This window comes from Oleiphilus sp. HI0123 (assembly GCF_001635315.1).
Genome location: NZ_LWGE01001270.1, coordinates 1 through 1,892, shown reverse-complemented (window position 1 = coordinate 1,892; position 1,892 = coordinate 1). Strand labels below are relative to the sequence as shown.

General features: G+C 43.5%; 1 protein-coding gene. It reads right to left on the bottom strand.

Annotated elements, in window-relative coordinates:
- Window positions 1-262: acetyl-CoA hydrolase/transferase C-terminal domain-containing protein (locus tag A3761_RS29040; RefSeq protein WP_369808228.1), on the bottom strand; the 262-nt coding region annotated here is incomplete at its 3' end.
- Between the last annotated feature and the right edge of the window lie 1,630 nt (window positions 263-1,892).

The window sequence follows — 1,892 nt, the reverse complement described above, 5'->3', positions numbered from 1 at the left end:
TACTTCTAACGCACAATATTGATCTCGCATCAGGCAATGCATGAGCCATCGATACGAAGTTATATTGGCCACCTACACCACTCACAACCGTGCCATTTTCAAGGCCATCTGATACAACCGCACCACTTAGCGTCACCATCATGCCGGTGTTTATAAAACGAGCGTGCTTGCGCTGCGCAGATAGGAGCGGATGATTGTAGTCAAGCTGGTTGATATGACCGACACTCGACATACAGATCTTTTCATTTTCCTCTCGACTCATGTCGCGCAAAGCTTGATAAAAGTCTTGAGGCCCTAGATAGAAGCCACCATGCATATAGATACCACCCTTGAGGTTATCACCCAGGCATAGTTCACACACGGAGGCAAAGTTGGCTTGCTCTAACAAGTTAACCGAAAGTGTCGTTTCGCCTATTTTAAGACCATCCTCAGCCCACTGTACGGCATCAGAAAAAATGCCCCAGCGCTGCAGATAAATAAAGTCAGAATGAGTCAGCTGATGAGAAATAATCGACTCATTTAACAAGCACTCAAGTGTAGATGGTGAAACTGTTTCACCAATTTTCCCCTCATTAATCAAGCGCTGTAAATCAAGATCATCATAGACCTTACGCTTTACAATTCCGCTCTTGATTAGGTGCATGAAGCCGTTAACAAACATTTCACTGGAACCATACAAGCCTTTATCGAAGGCATCCACGCCACCATATTCGGAGATAAGTTTTTTATCGATATTCAGAGAGTCGACGACATGTTTATAGACGTCGTTATCGGTCTGGCGCAATTTGCATGCATAAACGATGGCATCACCTAATGAACCGATACCAATCTGCAATGTACCGCCATCTTTAATTAGAGTACTGGCATATAAGCCTGCCATATAGTCAGGGTTAGGAACCGACATATTTGGTGGCGCAAACAAACGAGTCTGATAGGCAGGACTATGAACCTGGAAGTCAAAATAATCATTCTCGACCATTGCACGGTTATACATAAACGGTAAATCGTCATGAACCTGAGCAATAGTGACGATCTTTTTCCCCTTCGCCCTCTCTTCTTCAATCAGAGGCATAATATCCAGGGTAACATCGGTATTACAGCTTAAGCTCAACTGTGGTCGGCCATCTATTTCTTTTTTAGCGACAATTTGTGCCAGCACATTGACGCCATTAATCATTAAGTCGCGCGATACAAAGGTATAGTTACTCGATACATAGTTTCGCTGCGCACTGGCAACGCTCTTCATAGCACCCGCTTTAAAGTAAAACTCCGAGACTTCGACATTCGGCGGCAAGGTGTTAGTCCTGACTGCCTTGGCATACTCTAACTCTTCGTAATCACCAAATAAGCGCTCGACAAATGGCACTAGAAACTTGGCTTCCATTTCACTTTTTGGTCTTGGCTTTTCTAGCGATAAAGCTGTAATGATCCGCAGATTAATACTCGGATCCTGCTGCGCCTTTCTGTAAAAAGCATTCGCCAACTGATTTGGTTTTCCCAAACCTAGAGGTAAACCCAAAACAATATTTTTACCAACCGTCTCTATCGTCCGCTCGACACAGCGTTCAACTTCACTAAATAATTCCATGAGTTCTCCAAACCTTTCTTGTTTTTTATATCCAGTACGAATTCGTCTACAGTAACAACACTTGAGCGCGCTAATCATGACATAAGTCAAACACTCACAAAAAATTATCAAGGGCTCCGACAAAAGCTCTGCCTTACGCTTCAAAAGCAATTGACGCTAATCATTTATTCTCTTGGCGAGAGTGGTTATGATGACGCCACATTAACATAAGGACCACACAATGATTTCTACCTTTAGTGAGCTTCTCACAGCCGCCCAAGAGCAAGACCAACCTCAACGCTTACTTTTTTTATTCGCCAAAGCC